Annotated in this window: 13 protein-coding genes; 1 reads left to right on the plus strand and 12 read right to left on the minus strand. The window is 36.3% G+C overall.

Annotation, left to right across the window (positions count from 1 at the left end):
* Positions 1-18: 18 nt before the first annotated feature.
* The 12 genes from CAR_RS08140 to CAR_RS08195 form a co-directional block, all read right to left on the minus strand.
* Complete coding sequence (locus CAR_RS08140) at positions 19-1,314, minus strand: acetyl-CoA hydrolase/transferase family protein (RefSeq protein WP_013711236.1); 1,296 nt, start codon at positions 1,312-1,314, stop codon at positions 19-21.
* Positions 1,315-1,350: 36 nt separating this feature from the next.
* Positions 1,351-2,556: an acyl-CoA dehydrogenase FadE gene (fadE, locus tag CAR_RS08145; RefSeq protein ID WP_148229450.1), complete on the minus strand. Its 1,206-nt coding sequence runs from the start codon at positions 2,554-2,556 to the stop codon at positions 1,351-1,353.
* A 338-nt stretch (positions 2,557-2,894) separates the two neighbouring features.
* Positions 2,895-4,406 (minus strand): long-chain-fatty-acid--CoA ligase FadD, encoded by a 1,512-nt coding sequence (gene fadD / locus CAR_RS08150; protein WP_013711238.1) that lies wholly within the window; start codon positions 4,404-4,406, stop codon positions 2,895-2,897.
* A 388-nt stretch (positions 4,407-4,794) separates the two neighbouring features.
* Entirely contained in the window at positions 4,795-5,904 is a 1,110-nt protein-coding gene (locus tag CAR_RS08155) for a CamS family sex pheromone protein (protein ID WP_013711239.1), read from the minus strand.
* Between the two features lie 4 nt (positions 5,905-5,908).
* A complete protein-coding gene (ligA, locus tag CAR_RS08160; protein ID WP_041556449.1) occupies positions 5,909-7,930 on the minus strand; it encodes an NAD-dependent DNA ligase LigA in 2,022 nt (673 codons plus the stop codon).
* 353 nt (positions 7,931-8,283) lie between these two features.
* Positions 8,284-10,530, minus strand: coding sequence for a DNA helicase PcrA (gene pcrA / locus CAR_RS08165; RefSeq protein ID WP_013711241.1), 2,247 nt, complete (start codon positions 10,528-10,530; stop codon positions 8,284-8,286).
* Positions 10,531-10,770: 240 nt separating this feature from the next.
* Positions 10,771-11,421, minus strand: a complete 651-nt coding sequence (locus CAR_RS08170) for a GntR family transcriptional regulator (RefSeq protein ID WP_041556451.1) — start codon at positions 11,419-11,421, stop codon at positions 10,771-10,773.
* A 355-nt stretch (positions 11,422-11,776) separates the two neighbouring features.
* Positions 11,777-12,676, minus strand: coding sequence for a DMT family transporter (locus CAR_RS08175; protein WP_013711243.1), 900 nt, complete (start codon positions 12,674-12,676; stop codon positions 11,777-11,779).
* 149 nt (positions 12,677-12,825) lie between these two features.
* The gene (gene purB / locus CAR_RS08180; RefSeq protein ID WP_013711244.1) at positions 12,826-14,124 is read right to left on the minus strand and encodes an adenylosuccinate lyase; all 1,299 of its coding nucleotides are present in this window, start codon (positions 14,122-14,124) and stop codon (positions 12,826-12,828) included.
* Positions 14,125-14,139: 15 nt separating this feature from the next.
* Positions 14,140-15,270 (minus strand): 5-(carboxyamino)imidazole ribonucleotide synthase, encoded by a 1,131-nt coding sequence (purK, locus tag CAR_RS08185; RefSeq protein ID WP_443101005.1) that lies wholly within the window; start codon positions 15,268-15,270, stop codon positions 14,140-14,142.
* Between the two features lie 132 nt (positions 15,271-15,402).
* Positions 15,403-15,960 (minus strand): DUF2179 domain-containing protein, encoded by a 558-nt coding sequence (locus CAR_RS08190; protein WP_013711246.1) that lies wholly within the window; start codon positions 15,958-15,960, stop codon positions 15,403-15,405.
* Between the two features lie 167 nt (positions 15,961-16,127).
* Complete coding sequence (locus tag CAR_RS08195; RefSeq protein ID WP_013711247.1) at positions 16,128-16,703, minus strand: xanthine phosphoribosyltransferase; 576 nt, start codon at positions 16,701-16,703, stop codon at positions 16,128-16,130.
* Positions 16,704-17,021: 318 nt separating this feature from the next.
* Between CAR_RS08195 and CAR_RS08200 the strand changes: the two genes are divergently transcribed.
* On the plus strand, positions 17,022-17,696 hold the full coding sequence (locus CAR_RS08200; RefSeq protein ID WP_013711248.1) for a hypothetical protein: 675 nt from the start codon (positions 17,022-17,024) through the stop codon (positions 17,694-17,696).
* Positions 17,697-17,784: the final 88 nt, after the last annotated feature.

The raw sequence follows: 17,784 nt of genomic DNA on the forward strand, positions 1-17,784 counted from the left end.
AAGTTAGTGACAACGGCATTATTTTTTTATATACCCTGCTGTAATGGCTTGTTCTCTCAATTCATCTCTGAAATCTGGAGCTGCAATCGAGATCATTTGGTCTATACGATCTTCAATGCTTCTATTGAACATATCCGCTATTCCATGCTCAGTCACAATATATTGAACGTCAGCTCGCGGAACGGTTACCGGAGTCGCTGGCGGGAAGGACAACATAATATTGGATGTCACTTCGCCTGTTTTTTCATTTTTATTTGTAGAAGGCAAGCAGATAAAACTTTGTCCACCTTTAGATTTTGTCGCTCCACGTACAAAATCATTTGCCCCACCTACAGAACTGATAAATCGTGTGCCTGCTCCTTCTGAAACCACTTGTCCTGTTAGATCGACCATCAAACAGCCATTAACAGAAACAAAGTTATCGATTTGAGCAATTCTAGAAGGATCATTGACAAGGTGCAGCGGTTCAATACTTATTTGATCATTGTCTCCACTGAAGTTGTACAATTTACGAGTTCCCATCGCAAAACCGCCTCGTATTGGTCCTGTTATAACGCCTTTTTCAGTCAAATGGACCATCGATTCTGTGATCATTTCAGTATGGACGGCTAGATCTTTTTTACTGTCTAATCCATAACTTACCGCATTTGCTAAGCCTCCGAATCCAATTTGGATAGTGGAACCGTCTTTTACTTGCGGAACGATCCACTCGGCAATTTTTTTATCGATATTGCTGGAAGGCATCTCTGGAATTTCAAGCAACTGCTCATCCTGTTCAACAATTATATCTACGTCATCGATATGAATTTTATTGTCAATTCCATTGACTTTTGGAACATTTTTATTCACTTGAATAATAACTTTTCCAGCTGTTTTACGGCTGACTTCTCCAATCGTAACGCCCATAGGACCATAGTTGAAATACCCATCTTCATCCATTTCAGAAACGGTCGTAACAAACGTCGTTGGTTTTATACGTCGTTCAATTAACCTATCTAAGTTGGAAAAGTTAACTGGATCTATGGAAAAGGTTCCGTATGCAGCCAACTGCCGTTCTAATGGCCCCATGAAGAAAGAATGGTATTTAATTTTTTCTGCAACTTCTGGATTTGTTAGGAAATCAAATGGGTGGATCACAAAAGCGGAATACAATGTAACGTTTTCATATTCTTTGTATCGTTTTGTTATTGCAGTGATCAATGAAATTGGCATAGCTGCAACAGGATTCGACATGATTCTCTCATTGCTTTTGATTTGTGAAGCAGCTTCTGTCAGGCTTTTTAATTTTGATTGGTACTGATCTTTAAAAGACATGCTTTACACCTTCCAATCTATTTTATGATGTTTCGATTAAACGAAAGCAGATATACCAGTCAATTTGCGTCCCATAATCAATGCGTTCATTTCATGAGTACCCTCGTAAGAATAAATAGCTTCTGCATCACAGAAGAATCGTGCGACATTTCTTTCAAGTGTGATTCCGTTACCGCCACATACTTCACGTCCAAGTGCAACCGTTTCTCTTAAGCGTAAAGAGTTGTTCATCTTAGCAAGAGAAGCATTGATCTCACTGAATTCGCCTCTTTCTTGTAATTCAGCTAAACGAGCACTTAAAGCTAATGCATTGACTGCATTTCCTTGCATTCTTGCTAATTTTTCTTGAACAAGTTGGAAACTTGCGATTGGTTTGCCAAATTGAACTCGATTTGTTGTATATTCAAGAGCTGCTTCTAAAGATCCTGCCATCATTCCTGCTCCAGCGTAAGCTACGCCAGCACGTGTTGCGTACAACACTTTCGCTACATCTTTGAATCCATTGATATTTTGTAGACGATTACTTTCAACAACTTCCACATTGTCCAAATGAATGTTTCCATTTTGAACGATTCTTAAAGCGATTTTGTCATCAATATCATCTACACTTAATCCTTTTTGTCCTTTTTCTACGATAAAACATTTTACTTTGTTGTCTTCCACATCTCTTGCATATACGGGAATCAAATCAGCTGAACTCGCTCCACCAATCCAACGTTTTTCACCATTGATGATCCATTTGTCCCCTTCACGACGTGCAGTAGTTGCTAATCCTGCAGCTGTATCAGATCCATGTTCAGGTTCAGTTAAAGCAAAACAAGTTTGTAATTCAAAGTTTTGTAACTTTGGCAACCATCTCATTTGTTGTTCTGGGCTGCCGCCTAATAAGAAGGAGAAGTATCCAAGTCCTGCATGTACTCCAAAGAAGGTTGCAATCGAAGCATCGAACTTGTACAAATCATATGCCAAGAATAAGAAATAAGTATTTCTCCACATAAATTGGTTCGGTTGATTTTCAAACAATGCAGGATCATTGATTAATCCAGTTTTTGCTACATGTTTAAATTCTTCAGTTGGAAATTCTCCTCTTTTCCAGTAATCATTGATGACTGGTTTCAAATGTTCGTTTACCGCTTTTCGGACACGTTGCAATACGACGATTTCCCCATCTGTTAAACTTTCTGAAAATTTCAAAATATCCTCTGGATACATTTCCTTCAATATTTGTTCTCTATTTTCCAATTTTGACACTGGTTCTCTTTTTTCCATTCTTAATACTTGTTCTCTATTTTCCATCATTTAACACTCCTTATTAGTTATTATATAAGCGCTTACATTCTTATTGTAATAGCCACTTTCCTATTTTTCTAATTACAATTTGTAATACCGAACATTACCTTTTTTAATGGAGTCTCTTAGAACACTGTCTTATCAAGGAATTTTCAAACAATATATAAAATTAAACTAAATCAATTAATTTTCTGAACACTTTTTTTCATACCAAAAAACATCAAAATTTTAGTTGTCATCCTTAACTTTCGGATAATAAACTATTTTTTTGATGCTTTACATTTTTTTATTTAGTTGATTACTTCTACTTCTGACATTTCATTCATAATTCGGATAATTTCTTTTTTGTCGGTTTTGCCTACTGAATTGTTTGGAAAAGCAGTTAAAAAAAGATACTGTTTTGGCGTTTTGTACCCTGCCAAATTTGCAGATGCATAGTGATCCAACTCCGCCACCTCTATTTTTTGTCCATCACAAATGATGGCTGCACCGACTGATTGTCCGTATACCGGATGTTCATACCCTACTACCACAGAGTCCTTTACTCCTGGAAGGTGATTCAATACCTTTTCTACTTCAGAAGGCAAAACATTTTCTCCACCAGTGATGATCATTTCTTTTTTTCGATCAACGATATAAAAAAGTCCGTTTTCATCCTTCTTGGCCAAGTCGCCTGTTCTCACATAGTCGTCTTGAAAGGCTTTTCTCGTTTCTACTTCATTGTTCCAATACCCAGCAAAAGTATGTTGACCGGCTAGCAACAACTCGCCAACTTGTCCTTGCTCTACTTCCTCACCATTATCATCTACTATTTTTGCTTCAACAAAAAAACTCGGATAACCGATGCTGAACGGATGTTTTAAAGCAGATTCGCCCGTTAGTTTAAAATTATTTGGACCCGCCTCTGTCAGTCCGTATGAATTGATTAGTGGTAGTTTTTCTCTCACAAAATAGTTGACCACTTCTTTTAAAGGCGGAGAACCTCCAGCCACAAATGTGTTCACACTTTCTAAGTTACCTTTGCTAAAATTTTTTGCACGGATCAGCCCATAATACATCGTTGGAACCATAAACAACATAGTAGGCTTGTATCGTTTGATCATCTCATTTGCATTTTCTCCGTCAAAAAATCGATCAATGATGATTTTTCCGCCGATCAGCAATAATGGAATCACAATACCAGAAATACCCGCTATATGGAACATCGGAGCACTGGCTATTGTGATATCCTCATGCGAGATATTCCAACTCATGACCGTATTCATTGAATTGTTGATCATACCATTATGTGTAATGACAGCACCTTTTGGATGACCGGTCGTCCCAGTAGTATATATCAGCATAGCTGGCGACTCTAATTCAATGGATTCGGAATGAAATTCCTCATAATTTATATTTTCACAGATATCATTATATTTTTCGCTATCTACATCTAGCGATAACAATGTAACATCTATAAGAGACAAGCGTTCGCTGATTTGACTAGAATGCAAGATAACTTTGGGTTTAGCATCTTCCACTACTTTTTTAATTTCGATTGGTTTCAGACGCCAATTCAACGGAATAAAAATAGCACCCATCTTTATACTTGCAAGTAAAACATCAAAATAACTGATATCATTTGGAGAATATAGTGCGACTCTGTCTCCCTTTGTCACACCATTTTTCTTCAGATAATGTGCTAATTTTTCAGCACGTAAATTGACTTCTTTGTATGTCCATTCTCTATTTTTTAATGGGTCGACCAAAGCTGTCCTGTTAGGTGTTAATAACGACCGTACTTTTATCCAATCTAAATTCATTTCTATACCTCCACAAAATATCCAATTTTGTGTAAGCGCTTATATAAATATATTTTAGCAATAATTGTTTAATTTGTCTAATAGTATTTTACTTTCATCTCTCTCATCTACAAATTGATCTTCAATATCATTTATTAAAGTTAGTAAGCAGCTTATAAATTTTTGATTGATTTGGTATTAATAAAAGACAGCAAGAGCATTTTTGCTCTTGCTGTCTAAATAAGGTCTGTTTAACAACTTTTGTCGAGACTAAACGAAACACTCCACATCCTGTTTAGTTGAGCTGTGTTCGACAGGCTCTCGGAAAAAACGTAATCTCTACGAGGATGAACCATCCTCTGCGATATTCCTTGTTTTTCTGTCAAGTCTAAGCGGTGTGTTACACATCCTAATCAAATACGTGGGTATAGAATTCGGTTTCGCCTGCTTCTCGAGATAGAAATGCTTCAGTACCGTTTATTGATTTTATCGTAATCTCTATTGGTATATTAGGTATTAAATAAGAAGAAGCTTTTTCAGCGACATTTTGGGTAAACGCAATAATTTCACTTTCTCCATAAAATTGTGTGTTGATCGATACTTTCATATTCACAATTTGGTCATCCGTATAGAGTGCTTCAGCTGTGACACCACTTAAGTTTGGAAAGAAATTTTCAATTTCTGATTTAAAGTTTGAAAAGCTAGATAACTCAGTGCTTTCTTCTCCACTAGTTGGAAATACCACTTTCTTTTGATTGATAGGCTCCCAATTCTGTACTGTAGTTGCCCCATCTTGGCTTATTGCTTCTGAAATATACACACCACCAGCTAAATTATCTTTCGTGGATTGTTCAAAGATACCGACAACAATCGGAATATCCCCAACACCTTCCGTTTCCCGTAAGCGTTGCACAATTTTATCAGCCATTTTTTTACCTTCTGCTAGTAATTTTTCTCGCGAAATTTCTGTTTCAAATTCTGCGCCGAATTCTTTTTTTGTGTAATAATCTACAGTATTCATTGCTAAACCTATAGAAATCCCACCTAGTGCAAATCCATCATCTTTTTGTACCATATAATTTTGCTCCAACAATGAGTCTAAATAAATTGGATTCCGTTCATTTGGTTCAAGATTTCCATTGTCCTCTGGATTCAAACCTTCTGGATTCTCTTCACTCGCACGGGCCAACCATTTACTAGTGGTTTCAGCATTAATATATTGGCCTTCTTGAAAGTAGTAGGAATCTGGTGAAAAATGGCTTTGTGATAAGTCCATTAACCCAGTCTCAAATGCCTTTAAATTTACATTTGAGTTTAATCCTAACGTTACCCCTCTGTTTAAACTGGTTTTGTAAGTTCCATCTGTAATGATTGCACTGTAATAATCACCTGATAATTGGCTTGTTGTTTCAGTTTCTTCTCCAACAGACTCTGTTTCTTTTATATCCGGATCCTCTGTTTGGCAGGCACTTAAAAGAAATACACAGGCAGCCATTAAGGCAATTGCTTTTTTGTTCATTTACTTATTCCTCTCCTTCTAATGTTTCCAACAACTGATCTTCATCCCAGACAAGAATATTTAATGATTCAGCTTTTGCTAACTTGCTGCCGGCTTCTTCACCTGCAACGACCAAATCAGTTTTCTTAGAGACGCTCCCAGTCACATTTCCGCCAAGATTTTCAATACGTTCTTTAGCTTCTTCACGAGTAAAATGCGTCAATTTCCCCGTTAAAACAACTGTTTTCCCATTAAAATAAGAATCAACTGTTGCGACTTCTACTTTTTTCTTCCCTAAATAATTCATGTTGACCTGGCTGTTTTTTAATTCCTGAATCAGTTCATTCACTTCTGGTAAACTGAAATACGCGACGACACTTTCAGCGATAATTTCTCCGATACCCTCAATTGAAATAATCATGTCTTTTTCCGCTTGCTGCACAGCTTCCATTGTTTCAAAACGTTCTGCAATTAATTTAGCCGCTTTTGCGCCTACATGACGAATACCTAATCCAAAGAGCAGTCTTTCTAATGAATTGCTGCGACTTGCATCGATAGCATTTAGTAGATTATTAGCTGATTTTTCTTTAATTTTATCTAACGTAACCAGTTGATCAAACGTTAATGTATAAAGATCTGCTACATCGTGAACCATATCTTTTTCAAACATTTGCATTAATACTCTAATGCCTAATCCGTCAATATTCATCGCGTTTCGAGAAACAAAATGAGATAAGCCTTCCGTAATTTGAGCCGGACATTTAGGATTCATGCAGCGTAAAGCAACTTCTTCTTCCAAATGAATCAGATCGCTGTCACAAGCCGGACAGTGCGTAGGAATAGCATAAGGTTGGCTGTCTTCCGGTCGTTCATCCAAAATGACACGAGTGACTTCTGGAATGATATCTCCTGCTTTATGAACGACTACAGTGTCCAATAGGCGGATATCTCGTTCATGGATCAAATCTTCATTGTGCAGACTTGCTCGCTGAACCGTAGTGCCCGCTAATTGAACAGGATCCATAATAGCTGTTGGCGTCACAACTCCCGTTCGACCGACTGACCATTCAATATCGCGAATCACTGTATGAGCTTCTTCTGCCGGAAACTTATAGGCAATAGCCCATCTAGGAGCTTTAACGGTAAAACCAACTTCTTCTTGAACTGCAAACTCATTTACCTTGATCACGATACCATCGATTTCATAAGGCAAAGCAGTTCTTTTTTCTTGAAATTCTTGAGTGTATGCCCATACTTCTTCAATTGTTTGGAACACTCTGCGATCATGATTCGTTCGAAGTCCCAATTCATCTAATTGATGGAGTGCGTCTTCTTGGCTTACAGCTGTTAATTCACCAAAATCACCAATCGTGTATAAAAAAGTATTTAAATTTCGTTTAGCTGTTTCTTTTGGATCTAAATTACGCAACCCACCAGCTGCTGCGTTTCTTGGGTTTGCAAAGATTGCCTCCCCATTTTCTTCGCGTTCTTGATTCAATTTAATAAAGGAATCTTTGGGCATGTAACATTCCCCGCGCACTTCAATAGAATAAGGATTTTTCAAGCGTAACGGAACCGATTTAACGGTACGAATATTTTGAGTCACGTTCTCACCCACAGTTCCATCTCCACGTGTGGCTGCACGAACCAGCTTTCCTTTTTCATACGTTAACGATACGGCTAAACCATCAATTTTCAGCTCACAAATGTAGCTAAATGGTTGATCCGTTATTTTTTTGATACGACGATCAAAATCAAGTAGGTCTCCTTCGTTAAATGCATTTCCAAGACTTAACATAGGAACTTCATGAACCACTTTTTCAAAACCAGGCAGGATGGTTCCTCCAATGCGTTGTGTGGGAGAATCATTACTGATTAAGTCCGGAAATGCTTCTTCCAAAGCTACTAGTTCATTGTACAACTTGTCGTAATCCGTGTCAGGTATAGATGGAGCATCTTTCACATAATATTCATAGCTATATTTGTCTAATAATGACCGTACGTCGAATACCCGTTGCTTTGCAGATTCAAAATCTTGTGTGGACATGCCCTTAATTCCTTTCGTACTTTATATTTTTATAGGAAAACAGTAGTAGTCATTTAGTCACACTACGAATTAGACAAATAAATCTTAAAAGCAACTTATTTGTCCAGCTGAGAAGTTACGCATCCTGTTTTAGTTGAATTTCGCACACCAGACTTTCGGAAAAAATAGAATCTCTGCGAGGATGAAACATCCTCTACGAAATTCTTTGTTTTTCTTTCGAGCCTAAACGTCGTTTTCCGCACCTTGTAGTTGAGCTACGAGCCCCAGACACTGTGTAAAAAAAGATGAATCCCTCCGAAGATGAAACATCTTCTCTGTGATTCCCTGTTTTTACTGTTTGTCTTTCAGGGTCTCTACGCATCCTGTTTTTCGATTGGAGCGAAGGCTGCTAGTAGGCGTTTGATTCCTTGTTCTTTAAAGGCTATATCAAGTTGGAGGTCATTTGCTGCACCGGTAACTTTGACTACTGTCCCAAGACCCCATTTTTTATGAACGGCTTTATCGCCAACATTCCAACCTAATTTGTCAGCTCCGCTTGACGTTTTGCTTGTTACTGGAGCCTTATAAGGTTGACTAGCTGCTCTTGTTGCTTGATTGCGTTGCATAGGACTAGTTGTTGAACTGAATGTTGAACGGCTAAATGGTGTATTTAGATTCTGTTGATTTCCTAGTTCTAAGACTTCATCCGTGATTTCATTGATGAAGCGAGAAGCCGAATTGCTTTGTGTACGGCCATATAAAACCCTTGAATAAGCATTGGTAATATATAATTTTTTCTCTGCACGTGTGATTCCTACATAAGCTAGACGGCGTTCTTCTTCTAATTGATCTTCTTCCATCATCGAACGTGACAACGGAAAAATTCCTTCTTCCAATCCAATAAGGAAAACAATTGGGAACTCTAATCCTTTGGCTGCGTGAAGCGTCATTAAAGTTACTTCGCTTTGAGGTTCTTCTTCTAAATTGTCCAAATCAGAAACCAGTGCTAGATCCGTTAAAAACGTCAACAATGATTTATCTTCCGTATTTTCTTTTTCAAATTGTTGTGTTACCGTCAAAAATTCTTGAATATTTTCTAGTCGTGTTTCAGATTCAAGTGTGCGTTCTAATTCTAAAGATTTTTGGTAACCGCTACGTTTTAAAACTTCTTCGACTAATTCCGTCACCGGAACGTATTCTTGCATTTGACGCAAATCTTTCATCATGAAGCCAAATCCTTCAAGTTCACTAGCAGCTTTGCCGGAAATCGGTGTAATAGACACATTCAAAGCCGTTTCCAAAAGAGACCAGTCGTATTGATTGGAAGAAGTTCTAAGCTTTTCAATCGTTCCAGGACCAATCCCTCGTTTAGGTACATTGACCACTCGTTCAAAACTCATATTGTCATCAGGGTTAGCAATTAAACGCAGATACGCTAAAACGTCTCTGATTTCTTTACGGTCGTAGAACTTGTGACCACCAACCATTTTATAAGGAATATTTGATTTTAACAAGCTATCCTCAATAACACGAGACTGAGCATTTGTACGGTAAAGAACTGCAAAATCACCATAATTGTAATTATTTTCTTTCATTTCTTCTTGAATCTTAGAAATGACGTAACGTGATTCATCACCTTCAGATTGTCCACGATAATACGTGATTTTTTCACCATCATGATTATCTGTCCAAAGTTTTTTGACTTTACGTTTTGAGTTATTTCCGATCACATCATTGGCAGCTTGCAATATAAATTTAGTCGAACGGTAATTTTGTTCTAACAAAACAGTCGTTGCATCTGGATAATCTTTTTCAAAATTCAAGATATTTTCCATGTTGGCTCCGCGCCAGCCGTAGATACTTTGGTCAGCATCCCCAACAACACAGAGATTTTTAAATCTTTCAGCTAGCATGTTTACTAAAGTGTATTGTGCTTCATTTGTATCTTGGTATTCATCGACATGGATGTAGTGAAATTTATTTTGGTAATAATCCAGTGTTTCAGGACTTTCTTTGAATAATCGAATAGCCAACATAATCAAATCGTCAAAATCGACTGCTTGATTGCGACGCAATTCTCTTTGGTAATCATCGTAACAATCTGCCACTATTTTTTCAAAAAAGCTTCCAGCTCTTTTACGGTAGTCAACTGGTGTATCTAATTCATTTTTAGCATTGCTGATTTCTCCTAAGATAGCTCTTGGATTATACTTTTTAGGATCGATATTTCGTTCTTTTAGGATTCGTTTCATCAATGTTTGCTGTTCACTTGGATCGCTGATAGTAAATGCTTTAGTATAACCGATGCGATCGATGTCGCGACGTAAAATACGGACACACATTGAGTGAAAAGTAGAGACCCAAACATCGCTTCCCCCTTCTTTCATTAGACGGGTTACTCGTTCTTTCATTTCTTTAGCGGCTTTATTCGTAAATGTAATCGCCAAAATATTCCATGGATTAACGTTTTTTTCTTCGATCAAATAGGCAATACGGTGTGTTAAGACACGTGTTTTTCCGCTTCCTGCTCCAGCCATAATTAAAAGAGGTCCTTTTGTGCATACAACTGCATCTTTTTGTTTGGGATTCATCCCATTTAATAAGTCATCTCGTAATACCAATTTCTTTACATCCTCTCTTCTTATAACATCCTATTTCAGATTAAAAAATAGAATTTGGACTTCACCAGTCTAGCAAAAACTTTTAAAGTTTTGCATAATTTCTCAAGAATAATTTTACCACAAATAAAGCCTCTCCGAGTAGTAAATGAACAGTTTCAAATGAAGAAAGTAGAAAAGAAAAAAGACTCTTAAAAAAAGAATCTTTTTTCTTTCAACCTATTTTTTTAATTACAGTTGTTCCTAAATCCCCTGTATCGCGATCAGGCTAAGCTGATTGATCAAAATACGTACTTCTTTTCTAGCTAAAGCGTAATTATTCTGTTTCAAAAGAATCAAAATTTGATTAAAATGTTTTATTTTCGTTGGTTGGCTTATCTGCAGAAATCCTTGAATCTCTTTATTTGTTTGTCCATTGATACTCCGAAATGTATCCAAAAATAGAGACGTCGTATAAGTATTTTTAGCATAGTGATAAAAACTGGTCCAGTAATCAAATTCGATATCTGAAAAAACTTCGATTTCTTTTACATGGATCACCATTTTCAATTGATCGATTATTGTTTCCAATTCATCTGTATTAAATTGAATTTCTTTAATTTGTAAAAAATGCAGATAATCAATTAATAGGAGTTCCATAAACTCTAATCGTTCATGAAATCCTTGCAACGAAATCTGATTTTCACGAATTCGTATGCCTTTATTTTGTTCAATGACTATGTACCCTTCTTCTTCTAACCTCAGAAAAGCTTGTCGAATCGGAGTACGGCTAATACCCAACTTTTTAGACAATCCAATTTCTGTAATATGTGTTTGAGGTAACCATTGTTTGGTTAAAATTTGTTCCTTACTGTATTGGTAAGCTGCCTCTACTAATTTTTTTGGTTTAGACATTTTACTCACCTGCCTATTTTTTTGTTATCAATTTTTGTCTACACAGAAAAACTAGCCTTTTTATATTTTTTACGCCTGTACCAATTATAAGATTTATCTTACCTAACTTCAAGTCTACTTCTATACCTTTATGTATTCAAGCCATTCTGACTGTTTAAGATAAAATTTACTTAACCACTACCAAATATTTACATAGAATTTATACAAGGACGATATAATGAATTTGTACCAAACAGAAACTATTTTCTTTACTTTTTTGATAATTGTAAAGATCCCCCCATCCTGAGGTCCGCTTTTTAAAGCGGACCTTCAATAGTTGAAGACCACATAAAAGGCAAATTTCTTTTGTCTTTTTTTATTTTATTTTCTCTTCAATTGTTAAAGCAGTCTGTTTAGGCCATTTCAGTCCTCCAATGAATGTTGAACTCAATATTAATAACCCACCAAAGATTTGAATACCGCTCATTGCTTCTCCTAAGAAAAGTGCTGACATCACTACTGCAGCAACTGGGTCAATGTAACTCAACAGAGCAACCGTTTGACTCTTTAATTTTTGCATCGCTGAAAAATACAATACATACGCTAATCCGGTATGTACGATCCCTAAAATGATAAGATAAGGAATTGACGTGATCGTTATCCCTACTACATCGAAACCTTGTGTAAAGAAGACATAAGGAGCGAGTACCACAGAAGCAACCATTAGTTGAATCATTGTGCTTTCTAAACTAGTCAAATCTTTTATAAATTTATTTAACATCATGACACTTGCATATAAAATAGCTGCTCCTAAGCCATAAAAGATTCCAACCGAATGAGTGTGACCCATACTTGATTGATTGTTTGTCCCTACGACTAAAAACATGCCAACCATAGCCAACAGAATGCTCCCTGCTTTATTCAGCATCCATTTTTCTTTCAGTAAAAAAGGAGAAACAACCATCACGATTACCGGGGCAAAATAATAGCTCAACGTAGCATTTGAAATCGTTGTATAGTTATAAGCTTCAAATAATAAAATCCAGTTTAAGCCTATAGCTGTTCCAGAAAAAAATAGCACGACTGCATTCTTTTTTAATAACCCATACGAAACCTTATTTCTCTTAAAAAGCATGAAAACCAACAAGAATAAGCTACCTAATACTCCACGATAAAGAGCAATTTCACTTGAAGTCAGTTCAATATTTTTGACCATCAACCCAATTGATCCAAATAGCAGCATCGCTATCACAACTTTTGCCTTTTCTATTCCCATTATCCACCCTCCTAAGTCTTCCTTTATCCGTTTTTACGTCGTCAATTCTCTTAAAAAAAGGTGTTAAAAAAAACATAGGAAAAATAAAGATTCCTATGCTTTTATACTTTAGTTAGTAGTCCATTGCTTTTAAATTTACATGAAGAGTTTTATTCACCTAGACCAACTCTGTGGAAAATTTCATCTACGTTTCTTAAATGATAGTTGTAATCAAAGGCATCATCAAGGTCTTTAGTAGTCAATATAGACATGATTTTTTCGTCTTGTTCAAGTAAAGGACGGAATAATACTTGTTCATCCCAAGCTATAGCTGTTTTTGGTTGGATCAAATCATATGCAGCTTCACGGCTCATGCCATTATCAATCAGTTTAAGCAATACACGTTGGCTATAAATCAATCCAAACGTTGCGTTCATATTGCGTTTCATGTTTTCTGGGAAAACAGTTAATTTTTCAACAATCGTTCCAAAACGATTTAACATGTAATTTAATAAGATAGTTGAATCTGGAAGAATAATACGTTCAGCAGATGAATGAGAAATATCGCGTTCATGCCATAAAGCAACATTTTCGTATGCTGTTACCATGTGACCTCTGATGACACGTGCTAGCCCCGTTACATTTTCAGAACCAATAGGATTGCGTTTATGCGGCATAGCTGATGATCCTTTTTGGCCTTTTGCAAAAAACTCTTCAACTTCACGCGTTTCGGATTTTTGCAGTCCACGAATCTCTGTAGCAAATTTTTCAATACTGGTAGCAATTAAAGACATTGTAGCTACATATTCAGCATGTAAATCACGTGGCAGAACTTGAGTTGAAATTTCTTGTGCTCTCGTTCCTAGATTTTCACAGACATACTTTTCAACAAAAGTTGGAACGTTGGCAAATGTTCCAACTGCTCCACTTATTTTCCCAGCTTCGACACCCTTTGCTGCATGTTCAAAACGCTCAATGTTGCGTTTCATTTCTGAATACCAAAGAGCTAATTTCAACCCAAAGGTAGTCGGTTCAGCATGCACGCCATGAGTACGGCCCATCATAACAGTATATTTATGTTCTTTAGCTTTTTCACCAATTATTTCTAAAAACTTTTGTAAATCTTGACGCAACACATCATTTACTTGTTTCAATTGGTACCCATAAGCAGTATCAACAACATCGGTACTTGTTAATCCATAATGGACCCACTTGCGTTCTTCTCCTAATGATTCAGAAACTGCGCGTGTAAAAGCCACCACGTCATGTCTGGTTTCTTTTTCGATTTCTAAAATACGCTCAACTTCAAACGAAGCATTTGCACGAATCTTCTGCACATCTTCTTTAGGGATTTCTCCTAATTCAACCCAAGCTTCAGCAGCCAATATTTCGACCTCTAACCAAGTGTTGTAACGATTCTCATCGGACCAAATGGCCGCCATTTCAGGTCTTGTGTAACGTTCTATCATAATTATCTTAACTCCCTATTTCCAGATTCCTGTATCCGCAATTGTGGACAGTGTTTTTTCGATATTTTTTGTTGCTACTGTAATATGACCTATCTTTTGCCCTTTTTCTGGGTTTTCTTTGCCATAATAATAAAAGTTCCAATCCGGTTTTAATTGGATTTGGACCTTTGCTGCTGCTTCATGCTCACTTAAAATAGTCACCATGACTGCTGGAGTAATCAGCTCAATTTCCGGTAAAGGCCAACCACAAATTGCACGAATATGCGCATCATATTGAGACATAGAACAGGCTTCAATACTGTAGTTTCCTGAGTGATGAGGTCTTGGAATCACTTCATTTACATAAAGAGTGCCACTGGAAGTGATAAACAGTTCAATTCCTAAAACCCCTATCAGCTCAAATTTTTCAGCAACAGCCCTAGCAATGCGTTTTATTTCTTCTTCAACATACTGGTCAACTCGAGCCGGAACTATACATTCCTGTAAAATTGAATTCCAATGGATATTTTCTGATACTGGAAAAACAACTACTTCATTAGCTTGGTTTCGTGCGACCATGACAGATAATTCCCGCTCAAATGGTATCCAAGCTTCCATTACGCACGTACCCATTTTCAATAAATAAGCTGCTTTTGGAATATCTTCTTCGCTTTGAAGAACAAAACGATCTTTTCCATTATGTCGTTCGCTGATGGTCTTCAACACACATGGAAATCCAATCCCGTCTATTGCTCCTTTAATATCCTCTACTGTAACAATCGTGGCATAAGGAGCCAAATTGATATTACTGGCTTCTAAATACGCTTTTTCTAATAATCGATCTTGAGTAATGGACAGTAAATCAGCACCTTGTGGAACAGATACTGTTTTTTTCATTCTTATTATTGAATGTGCATCAATATTATCACATTCATATGTTACTACATCACATTTCATTGCAAAATCCATCAATGCTTCTTGATTATCAAACGGAGCAATTATTTGCCAATCTGAAATCTGAGCTGCTGGACACCCTTCTTCAGGATCCAATACACCTATCCGATAGCCCATTTTTTTAGCAGATAAAGCTAGCATACGTGCTATTTCTCCGCCACCAATGATCCCAATCATTTTCCCTGGACTAATTAGATTAGACAAAACTATCACTACCTTCTAAAACAATTTATATTACTTTTTATCTTCTCATTCCTAGTTTATCAGTTATTTTGCCATCTGTCATTGACAACCTTGAAAATTGATTACCCATTCAGTAAACATTTTAATATAACTTATTTGCTTTTATTTATTCTCTTCATTTCTAATTTCTTTACGGCGTTTTTTCACTTTTTTAGTCCAAAATCCGCCATTGATGTACTTAGGTTCATAAGAGATAATAAATGTTTTAGGTTCAATTTCACTGATTTGTTTATACAGTTTGCGTTCCGTTTTTCTAGGCGTCAAGATTTCTAAGACCATTCGATCTCCTTCACGACCAAATGCAAGACTTGTTGTTACACCGTATCCTAAATTACGTAATTCTTCAGGCATCTTCGTTTCTAAATTTGGAACAATGGCGGTAACCATAATGTATCCCAGAGCTAAAAATTCTTCAATTTTGATTCCAAGAGCAATACCGACTCCGTATCCTAAAGCATAAACAGCCAGATTAAGATAATTATCTAAACTATCCAACACTAATCCTAAACCGACAACATAAATAGTCACCTCAACCATTGAAACGAGTGAGGCTGCTAAGCGATAGCTTTTCATGGTTAACATAAAACGGATAGTGTTCAAAGAGATGTAAACAACGTTAATGACAAATATTAATAGTAAAAAAGATAAATCTACTTCCATTTTTTTCTCTCCTGACTGATTGATAAAAATTTTATTCTTCTATAAGATTATCAAAATTCCTTTAAATAGCAAGGAAAACAACAATAACTCAAGTACTTAAATAAGGAGCTGAACCAAAAGCTATCTTTTAGCTTTTAGAGCAGCTCCTCATTATTCATGTACTCAATTTATTCCTCTACAAATTTCACTTGTCCCTCTTCGAAAGCACGAATGCGTGCTAACGAGTAAACATCATAGTTTTCTTCTTCAAGCAATTGACGGCCAACCTGAAAGGATTTCTCAATGACAATACCGATGCCAACAACCGTCGCTTGTGCTTCATGACATAATTTTATTAATCCTTTAGCTGCTTGCCCATTAGCTAAAAAGTCATCGATCAATAGTATGCGATCTGTTTTTTCTAGAAACTTTTTAGAAATAACGATCGTACTCGTTGATTTTTTAGTAAATGAATAAACATCTGTCGAATACAAATCATCTGTTAGTGTTAAACTTTTTTTCTTACGTGCAAACACCACTGGAACTCCTAAAGCTAATCCTGCGAATACAGCAGGTGCAATACCTGAGGATTCAATCGTTACTATTCTTGTAATACCTTTATTCGCATAATGTTTAGCAAATTCATTTCCTATAGATTGCATAAGTTTAGGATCAATTTGATGATTTAAAAAGTTATCTACTTTTAAAACTTCTCCTCCTAAAACATTCCCATCTCTTAAAATACGTTCTTCTAATTCTTTCATGAGGCCCAGCCTTTCTTTTCGTTAATAGATTTAGAGCAGAATAAAAAAGCTTTCTCGTTACTTATGAGTTCATAAGCGTTGAAAAAGACTCGAAATAGTCATCCATTCACCTTGAATATACGCTTTTTCACGTAAAAGGTCAATCATTTTCAAACTCCAATTAGTATATAGTATAAAAACACGAACATTTTCCCTAACCAACCATTGTACACTCCGTTATTTAATAGTCATTTTTACTGAATACTCATAAATTAAGCTAGAATTTATAAAGGGATTGTTATACTATTAAACTAAAGCAATTTAAGAAAGGAGTTTGGCATGGGTAATAAAAGTTTACTAGAACTTATTAAACAATATTGGTATCTAGGCATTTTATTTGTCATTCTAATAGTAGTGCTCGTTATTGGGACAAACCAAGAAAAACCATGGTCAAAAAGTCTTGCTAAGACTGAAACGACATCATCTACTGCAGAAGAAGTTGAGTCTGCTATTGTGGAATCTGAAGCTAGCTCTACTGTATCTGAAGATAAGAATAATGTTTTTCGAAAAGATTCAAAACTATTTTTCTTAAGCGATCATCAGCCGGACATTGAAGAAATGGAAGAGACTGTTGAAAGTGAACCAGAAGAAGTGGAAGAAGACGAAGATTCGAGCGTTGAGTATGAAAGTATTGAACCGACTGAATCGAGTAGCTACACCCCTACATATTCTAATGACACTTACTCTAAACCAAAAAGTTCAAGCTCAAAAAATAGTACATCTAAACCAAAGACATCTAAACAACCTACTCAGACACCCGTGACTGAACCAAAAGAATCTACACCAGTTATTGAGTCTAAACCAAAACCAACTCCACAACCTGAAGAATCAAAACCTGTAGAATCTGAACCTGTGGAATCTGAACCAGTAGACTCGGGTGATCCAGAAGTAATAGAGTCTGAACCCCCTGTGGAAGAAGATTCATCGACCAATTCTTCTTCTATGACAGAATAGAAATCTTTCTTACTACACACAAAAAGTACATTGTCATTTGGGCAATGTACTTTTTGTGTGATTTAAATTAAGTTTATTCATGCTACTC

Source organism: Carnobacterium sp. 17-4 (genome assembly GCF_000195575.1).
In the GTDB taxonomy this organism is placed as follows: domain Bacteria; phylum Bacillota; class Bacilli; order Lactobacillales; family Carnobacteriaceae; genus Carnobacterium_B.

Excerpts from the sequence above, each read along its gene's own strand:
- CAR_RS08140 (WP_013711236.1), bottom strand. The coding sequence starts at position 1,314 with ATGTCTTTTAAAGATCAGTACCAATCAAAATTAAAAAGCCTGACAGAA.
- fadD (WP_013711238.1), bottom strand. The coding sequence starts at position 4,406 with ATGAATTTAGATTGGATAAAAGTACGGTCGTTATTAACACCTAACAGG.
- CAR_RS08155 (WP_013711239.1), bottom strand. The coding sequence starts at position 5,904 with ATGAACAAAAAAGCAATTGCCTTAATGGCTGCCTGTGTATTTCTTTTA.
- ligA (WP_041556449.1), bottom strand. The coding sequence starts at position 7,930 with ATGTCCACACAAGATTTTGAATCTGCAAAGCAACGGGTATTCGACGTA.
- CAR_RS08170 (WP_041556451.1), bottom strand. The coding sequence starts at position 11,421 with ATGTCTAAACCAAAAAAATTAGTAGAGGCAGCTTACCAATACAGTAAG.
- CAR_RS08175 (WP_013711243.1), bottom strand. The coding sequence starts at position 12,676 with ATGGGAATAGAAAAGGCAAAAGTTGTGATAGCGATGCTGCTATTTGGA.
- purB (WP_013711244.1), bottom strand. The coding sequence starts at position 14,124 with ATGATAGAACGTTACACAAGACCTGAAATGGCGGCCATTTGGTCCGAT.
- CAR_RS08190 (WP_013711246.1), bottom strand. The coding sequence starts at position 15,960 with ATGGAAGTAGATTTATCTTTTTTACTATTAATATTTGTCATTAACGTT.
- CAR_RS08195 (WP_013711247.1), bottom strand. The coding sequence starts at position 16,703 with ATGAAAGAATTAGAAGAACGTATTTTAAGAGATGGGAATGTTTTAGGA.
- CAR_RS08200 (WP_013711248.1), top strand. The coding sequence starts at position 17,022 with ATGGGTAATAAAAGTTTACTAGAACTTATTAAACAATATTGGTATCTA.